6 protein-coding genes are annotated in these 8381 nt (G+C 59.7%); 4 read left to right on the top strand and 2 right to left on the bottom strand.

The features are described from left to right. Positions 1 to 628: 628 nt before the first annotated feature. Complete coding sequence (locus BN1800_RS38410) at positions 629 to 916, bottom strand: DUF1236 domain-containing protein (protein ID WP_087006032.1); 288 nt, start codon at positions 914 to 916, stop codon at positions 629 to 631. Between the two features lie 134 nt (positions 917 to 1050). Then, positions 1051 to 1371: a hypothetical protein gene (locus BN1800_RS38405; protein WP_244564809.1), complete on the bottom strand. Its 321-nt coding sequence runs from the start codon at positions 1369 to 1371 to the stop codon at positions 1051 to 1053. A 118-nt stretch (positions 1372 to 1489) separates the two neighbouring features. Between BN1800_RS38405 and BN1800_RS38400 the strand changes: the two genes are divergently transcribed. The 4 genes from BN1800_RS38400 to BN1800_RS38385 form a co-directional block, all read left to right on the top strand. Further along, positions 1490 to 2923, top strand: coding sequence for a carotenoid oxygenase family protein (locus BN1800_RS38400; protein WP_210191319.1), 1434 nt, complete (start codon positions 1490 to 1492; stop codon positions 2921 to 2923). 12 nt (positions 2924 to 2935) lie between these two features. Continuing rightward, entirely contained in the window at positions 2936 to 4717 is a 1782-nt protein-coding gene (locus BN1800_RS38395; RefSeq protein ID WP_244564808.1) for an FAD-dependent oxidoreductase, read from the top strand. A 317-nt stretch (positions 4718 to 5034) separates the two neighbouring features. After that, on the top strand, positions 5035 to 5727 hold the full coding sequence (locus BN1800_RS38390; RefSeq protein ID WP_087006026.1) for a CBS domain-containing protein: 693 nt from the start codon (positions 5035 to 5037) through the stop codon (positions 5725 to 5727). Positions 5728 to 6073: 346 nt separating this feature from the next. Beyond that, positions 6074 to 8381, top strand: a 2308-nt coding sequence (locus BN1800_RS38385) for a phosphoketolase family protein (RefSeq protein WP_087006023.1), incomplete at its 3' end; no start/stop codon positions are given.

Raw genomic sequence — 8381 nt, 5'->3', positions numbered from 1 at the left:
TCGAAGTCACGATCTTCCGTAGCCTTTGCAGCTCGCGCCTCGGCTTTGTCGACGTAATGTTGGAAGATATGCCGCTTTTCCTTCAGGTCTTCAAAGCTCGACATGACAACGGTCCTCTGAATCGGCGTAGCGGATAGGCATACTCGCTGTATTGGAAAGAGCAAGGCCCCAAGATAAGGAGGCGCGAGATCTGATTATAAGTGCTCCCGCCTGAATAGGAAAAGGCTCGCGCTGGCCATCGATCACCGCGAGCCCTTTCGCACCGCGTGACATAGGGGGGCCTCCGCCACGCATTACCAGAATGACAGACGATCAAAAGAGCGCAAATTAGTTAAAACGGCTTAGGCCGTTCCCCTGCGCCTTCAGGGAAGGTGCCGGTGCTTCGGACGCCGAATACCTCGCACTCAGGGCATCGATAATCTCCATGGCGGTGGATTCATCAAGGCGTGTTAGCGGCAGAGTTTCAGCAATGACAGCGACCTTGTTCGTTTGCCTATGGACAATCGACCATCTGCCATCCCCGTCGCGTCTAGCGTAGTACTGCGGTCGTATATTCATGTCGGCTTTTCTCGGCGATGCTTTGATGGGAGAACTGCGGGCCCGAGGGCGGGCCCGCAGTGCTTTCAAGTTATTCGACGACCTCGATCACCGCGCGGGTCTTCGGATTGACGAGCACGCGCTTTTCGTTGACGACCACATAACCGTAATCCGGCTGATCGGGGATCGTTTGGATCTCGACCGTATCAGGAAGCGGCGTACCGACTGCAACATCACCCTCGAACTTAACCGACGGCGATTTCTGCTTAAGAACATATGTTCTGACCTCGCCGGGAACGGTGACCGTCGCAGTTTGCCCGATCGCCACCCCGCCGAGCGACAGGAACAGCGATACGGCAGAGATGACCAGTTTTTTCATGTTATCCTCCGGGATTTTCAGTGTGCCGGGAAAACGCTGCCGGCTAAGTATAGTTCCTCCGTTGCACGGAGTGAGTGCGGCGCGACGCGTATTTTCGAAGATCGATCCTAAACGCACGATGAAAAGAAAATTGGCTAGCGTCCGTGCAGCCCTTTGATTTGCTCGTATAGCTCTTCAACCCTTCTCGATGCCTCGCGTGCCGTTGGCGCCCAGCCGCTGTGAGGCAGGATGTTTTGCCTCTGCCAAGGTATGGTATTGATCGCCCATCGCCATTGGAGGGCGCGCGACGCAGTGGCCAGGTCGAGCAGGATGCGGCCGAACTGCAAATCGCCATCCCAGGAAACGAAGTCCTGGTGGCCTTCGCCCGGCCACGACTCCCGCCATTTGTATTTCGGCTGAAATTCTTCCGTCGTCATTGGCTCAAATTTCGTTTTCTTTTTCAGTATTCCGGCCAAGCGGCGGCTACTTCAACGAATATGGTCTATTGCGCTGGTGAAGATTATTCTAAATTCTCTGCAACGCCCCGTTGTCTCAGGCGTTTCCGGATGAAGTCGGACGTACGCGAGGAACTGCATGATGCATTCCAGCCCCTATGCACTCGGCTTCACGACACTGGACCACGAAGTCGACCACGTGCCGCTTACGGTGACAGGCGCCCTTCCCGGCTGGCTGGCCGGAAGCCTGATCCGCACCGGGCCTGCACGGTTCGAGGTGGGCGAGCAGGCCTATGTTCACTGGTTCGACGGCCTCGCCATGCTGCACGCCTTTGCCTTCCATTCCGGACTGGCCTCTTATTCTAACCGGTTCATTCACTCGAAGAGCTGGTGCGAAGCCGAGGAGAACGGCCGTATCGTGCGCGGTGAATTCATGACCGATCCGTGCCGGACCATCTTCGGCCGGGTGATGGCGCTATTCGACCCCAAAACCACCGACAATGCCAATGTCAGTGTCGCGATGCTCGGCGAGCGGATCGTCGCGCTCACCGAGACACCAATGCCCATCCGCTTCGATCCACACACGCTCGAAACGCAGGGGCATCTCGCCTTCGGCAAGGCGGTGAAAGGACAGATCTCCACCGCTCACCCGCACACCGATGGAATGCTCGGCTACTCCTACGTGATCAAGATGGGGCGCAAGAGCGCGTACCGCCTGTTCGTCGATGAGGGGGGCCGGCAGCGCGTTCTTGCCGAGCTGCCCGTCGATCAACCGAGCTACATGCATTCGTTCGGCATGTCGAAAAGGCACCTGATTCTCACGGAATTCCCGTTGCGCGTGAACCCGCTGCGCCTGGCACTGTCTGGTCAGCCCTTCATCACGAACTACCGCTGGCAGCCGGAGCACGGCACGATCTTTAGCGTGATCGACAGGACGAGCGGCGCAGTGGTTGCGAGGGCCAAGGCACCGTCCTGCTTCGCCTTCCACCATGTCAACGCCTTCGAGGAGAGCGGCGTAGTGCATGTCGACTTTCTCGCCTATCCCGATGCCGGAGTGATCGACCGGCTCCGCCTCGACCGGCTGCGCGCCGGCACCCCGTCCAACGCGGTCTCCACCCTGACCCGCTTCTCGATACCGCTGGATGCGGCCGGCAGCGAGACCTTAGTGGCAGTGGAAGGAAAAGGGCTTTGCGGCACACCTTTCGAGCTGCCGCGCATCGACTATCTGCGCCGCGCCGGCAGGCGGCACACCTGTGTCTGGGGTGTGGGCCAGAGCGAACCGGCATCATTTCTCGATACGATCGTGAAGGCCGAGCTCGCCGATGCGATACCCGTCGTTCGGCGATGGCATGAAGATGGCTGCTATGCCGGCGAACCGGTGTTTGTGGCCCGCCCGGATGGCGATGCCGAGGACGACGGTATCCTACTGTCGGTGGTGCTGGATGCTCGTGCACATACCTCGTTCCTGCTTGTCCTCGACGCAGCGACGCTTACCGAGCGCGCAAGGGCCGCGGTGCCGCACCATATTCCGTTCGGTTTTCACGGCAATCACTTTCCCGACGTAAATCAATGAGATCATAACGCGGTGACCAAGGCAAACCTCGCGCAGATGACAAAGCGGCGCACCAGCACGGCGATAAAGAGACGCGATCTGCTCCTGGCGGGGGCCAGTCTGACCACGGGTCTGCTCCCGCTACCGCCGGCACGGTCGGAAACGGATCCCAATGAACCGCCCTGGGCAGCACTGGCAGGCGAGCTTGAGGGCAGGTTTTTCCGGCCGGAATGGCCGTTGGAACGTTGCCTTGCCGGCGCCGGCGGTGAGAACTGCGCCAGCTTTTTCGCATCCGCCCGAAACCCCTATTTTCTCGGAGACAACCCGGCGTTCACCCAGACAATGGGTTGGGCCGATGCCTGGGTCAGTCAGCCGAGCGACAGAGTGCTGGAAGCGGTCTCCGCGGCCGACATCGCCGCAGCGGTCCGCTTTGCGCGCGACCATAAGGTCCGGCTCGTCGTGAAGGGTGGCGGTCACAGCTATACCGGCGGCTCCAATGCACCGAACTCGCTGCTGATCTGGACCCGCCGGATGAATGCCATTGAACTGCACGATGCCTTCACGCCGGCCGGCAGCGATGCTGAACCTGTGCCCAGCGTCTCCGTGGGCGCGGGAGCCATGTGGGGAGAAATCTACAGACACGTCTGCGCCGGAGCGGGGCGTTATGTCCAGGGGGGCGGCTGCCTGACCGTCGGCGTTGCCGGTTTGATCCAAAGCGGTGGCTTCGGAAGCCTTTCGAAGGCCTTCGGCACCGCTGCGGCCAGTCTGCTGGAAGCCGAAGTCGTAACGGCAGAGGGCGCGATTCGCGTTGTCAATGCTGTTCAAGATCCTGATCTCTTCTTCGCCCTGAAGGGCGGTGGCGGTGGAACCTTCGGCGTCGTCACGCGCGTGACCCTGCGGACCCATGACATGCCGCCGACGATCGGTGCCGTCTTCGCCGACATTTCCGCAAGCTCGGACGAGGCCTATCGCGCTCTCATCGGGCAGATGCTGCAGTTCTATGCCGAGGACCTCCAGAATCCGACGTGGGGCGAGCAAATCGGCTTCCGACCGGATAATGCGCTCAGGATTTCGATGCTTTGCCAAGGATTGAGCCATGAACAAGCCGAGAAGGCGTGGGCGCCGTTCTTTGCTTGGCTACGTGAGCGTCCGGATGATTACAGCCTTTCCGAGCCGCCGATCATCGTTGTCAATGGACGGCAATTCTGGGATCCGGACTTCCTGAAGACGCTTCCGGGTATCGTGTTGACCGATAATCACGCTGGAGCTGACCAGGATAGGATATACTGGGCTGGCAACAGAGAGGAATCAGGACAATTCCTGCACGCCTTTTCATCGGCCTGGATACCGGGCGTCTCACTCGCCCCGGCCTCGCGAGAGGCGCTCGTCGCCGGGCTGTTCGAGGCGTCGCGGCACTGGAGCATCACGCTCCACACCAACAAGGGTCTTGCAGGCGCGCCAGACGACGTCCGCGTCCACGTGCGCGCGGAAACGGCCACCAATCCCGTTGTGACCGACAGTTTCGCGCTAGTCATCTGCGGCGCGGAAGGCCCATCGGCCTATCCCGGCGTTCGCGACTTTGAGCCAGATGTCGGCCTCGCACGCCGACAGGCGGAGCGGGTCCGCTCCGCCATGGCCGCGTTGAAAGCCCGCGTGCCGGCAAAAGGTTCCTATGTCGCCGAGGCCGACTACTTCGAAGCAGAGTGGGAAGACGCCTTCTGGGGCGAGCACTATGCACGCCTGCAGAAAGCTAAGGCCACCTACGACCCCGATAATCTGTTCCGAGTCCACCACGGCGTCCTCGCAACGATCTAAGCAGCCGTTTTGGGGCGATCGTCAGCATGACCCGCGGCCACCCGCCTGTCGCGGGCAGCGTCGACGAAGATGAGCACTATCAAATCTTCATAAGCAACTGACAATGATGCCGATATTTCCCACTATGCGGCAATCGGTGGTTTTCGGCGGCGTTTGCGTAGCGAACGGTGGCGATATCGGATTGCGGAGCGTGCCTCTGACAGCCTGCTTGCGCTGCTCGGTCAGCCGCAACGAAAGCCGGTAAATTGGTTGTCGAACTCCCGCACCAGGTTTATGTTGTTCGATCCTCGGTGTCCTCAGGGGGAGGTCGTGCGGAGATGCTAGTAAAAGATGTGATGATCACGAAGGTTGTCGGGGTATCACCGGATAACAGTGTCAGGCGAGCCGCCGAGGTCATGCTTACCAATCGCATTAGCGGTGTTCCGGTCATCGACGATGCGGGTTGCCTCGTCGGGATCATCAGTGAGGGTGATCTGCTGCGCAGAACGGAGTTAGGACGGGGAGCCATCGCCGAACTCGGAACGTCAGTACTTACCGCCGAGGAGCAAGCTACGGCTTACGTTAAGAGTAACGCGTGGCGGGTTGCAGACGTCATGAGCCGCGCGCCAGTGGTCGTGGAAGAGGACGCGTCGCTTGGGCGGGTTTCCGGGTTGATGCAGAAGCATGGCATCAAGCGCATTCCCGTTATGAGAGAGGGCGTGCTGGTCGGCATCATCAGTCGTGCAGATCTTCTGAGAGTGATTGTTACAGCCGACCTAGACGAAACCGCGCGAGGTGACGAAGCCGTCCGTCGCAGCATTGCGATACGGCTCAGCGAAAATACGGGTCTTCTCGGAAAAGACGTGACCGTAGCCGTAACCGACGGTGTGGCTCACCTATGGGGAAACGTTGACACGGCAGAGTGCAAGAAGGCGGCGCGCGTTGCTGCCGAAAGTGTTCGCGGCGTGAGAGGAGTGGTTGAGCACTTCTCCGAAGATCCGAAAGGATCTGCGATCACGCCTTCGGATTAAACCTCGGGTACATTCGATTTTAGCTGTGCTTCGGATGCATTTCGTGCGAATATTAGCACGCCTGAATATTTGCGAACTGGGACGAAGCTGTTTTGGATAGCCGAGCGGGACATAGGAAATGGAGGCTGGGCGGTAATCACGGGCGTGCCAGCGTTTCAGGCTGATGTCCAAACACGCTGCATGTGGCAAATAATCGGTCGATAACGACCGCGCTACGAATTGTGCCCTTGCCGCCAGCATCCCATGCCGAGGCGTTCGCCCCAGTCGCTAGAAGTTAGAAAATTCGACGATTTCTCACCGTGGAAGATCTTACCGTAGCAATCTGGGCTCAGAGGAGGAGGTACCCATGGTTTCGCTCAAGACGGCACGAGATGCAAAGGGCGCTGTAAACGAGAACATGCCAACGGGCGGCCCCCTTTCGACGGAAGAATTGCAGTCAATGGACGCCTATTGGCGGGCATCGAACTACCTCTCCGTTGGCCAGATCTATCTTCTCGACAATCCACTCCTGAAAGAACCGCTAAGGCGCGAGCACATAAAGCCACGGCTGCTTGGTCACTGGGGCACGTCGCCAGGTTTGAACATGCTCTACGTTCACCTCAATCGCGTTATCAAACGCGATGATCTTGACATGATTTACGTTATTGGACCGGGACATGGCGGGCCATCGCTCGTCGCGCACGCCTATCTCGAAGGCACCTACAGCGAAGTCTACCCCAACATTGGCCAAGACACGGAAGGTATGAGAAGGCTGTTCAAACAGTTCAGCTTCCCCGGCGGCATCCCAAGCCACGTTGCGCCGGAGACACCCGGCAGCATCCACGAGGGCGGCGAACTGGGCTATGCCCTCAGCCACGCCTACGGCGCGGCGTTCGACAACCCGGATCTGATTGTCGCCTGCGTTGTCGGCGACGGGGAAGCCGAAACGGGGCCACTTGCGACAGGCTGGCAAAGCAACAAGTTCCTGAATCCCGCTCGCGACGGCTGCGTGCTACCGATCCTGCACCTAAACGGCTACAAGATCGCCAACCCGTGCTTCCTTGCCCGCATTCCCCGCGACGAGCTGAGGAAATTTTTCGAAGGCATGGGCTACACGCCATATTTCGTCGAGGGCGATGACCCCGCGAGCGTGCACCAGCAACTGGCAGGCGTACTTGACACCGCAATGGCTGATATCCAGGAAATCTGGGCGGATGCCCGCACCAGAGGCAACGTGAAACGTCCCATGTGGCCGATGATCGTTTTCCGCACACCCAAGGGCTGGACCTGCCCGCCTGAGATAGACGGCAAGAAGTCCGAGGGCTATTGGCGGTCGCACCAGGTGCCGATGGGCGACATGGACAAGCCAGAGCACATCCGCATTCTCGAAGGATGGATGAAGAGCTACCGCCCCGAGGAACTGTTTGACGACGGAGGCCGGTTCAAACCGGAGCTGGCAACGCTTGCCCCGGCGGGGCATCGGCGAATGAGCGACAACCCGCATGCCAACGGCGGATTGCTGCTGCGGGACCTGAAGATGCCCGACTTCCGGGACTACGCGGTATCCGTGCCGAGCCCCGGGGCAACCATCGCCGAGTCGGCGCGGACGATGGGCGCGTTTCTCCGCGATATCATGAAGATGAACATGGAGAGCAACAACTTCCGCCTGTTCAGCCCCGATGAGAACAACTCCAATCGCTGGCAGGATGTGCTGGAAGTCACCAACCGCTGCTACATGGCGGAGATCTATCCGGAGGATGATCATCTGGCGCCCGACGGCCGGGTGATGGAGGTACTCAGCGAGCATCAATGCCAAGGCTGGCTGGAAGGCTACCTGCTAACCGGCCGGCATGGCTTCTTCTCCTGCTACGAAGCCTTCATCCACATCATCGACTCGATGTTCAACCAGCACGCCAAGTGGCTGAAGGTCTGCCACGAGATCCCATGGCGGCGGTCGATCGCCTCGCTTAACTACTTCCTGAGTTCCCACGTCTGGCGGCAGGACCACAACGGTTTCAGCCATCAAGACCCAGGGTTCATCGATCATGTGGTCAACAAGAAGGCAGATGTCGTCCGGGTTTATCTGCCGCCGGACGCCAATACGCTGCTCTCCGTGACCGATCACTGCCTGCGCAGCCGCAACTACGTCAACGTCGTTGTCGCCGGCAAGCAGCCTGCCCCGCAGTGGCTGACGATGGATCAGGCCATCAAGCATTGCAGTGAAGGCCTTGGCATTTGGGAATGGGCAAGCAACGACAAGGGCACCGAGCCTGACGTCGTGATGGCATGCTGCGGCGACGTTCCAACGCTCGAGACGCTTGCGGCAGTCGATCTGATCCGGAAGCACCTGCCGGAGCTGAAGGTGCGCGTCATCAACGTCGTGAACCTGATGAAGCTGCAGCCGCCGGAAGAGCATCCGCACGGACTGTCGGATCGCGATTTTGATGCGCTGTTCACGAAGAACAAGCCGATCATCTTCGCCTTCCATGGCTATCCTTGGCTCATCCACCGGCTCACTTACCGCCGCACCAACCACGGCAATCTGCACGTCCGCGGCTACAAGGAAGAAGGCACGACGACGACGCCATTCGACATGGTGGTGCTGAATGAGATGGATCGCTTCCATCTGGTCGAGGACGTGATCGACCGGCTACCGCAACTCGGCGCTCGCGCTG

Origin of the sequence: Rhizobium sullae (genome assembly GCF_900169785.1) — a bacterium.
Lineage (GTDB): Bacteria > Pseudomonadota > Alphaproteobacteria > Rhizobiales > Rhizobiaceae > Rhizobium > Rhizobium sullae.
This window is presented reverse-complemented; position numbering and strand designations above follow the sequence as displayed.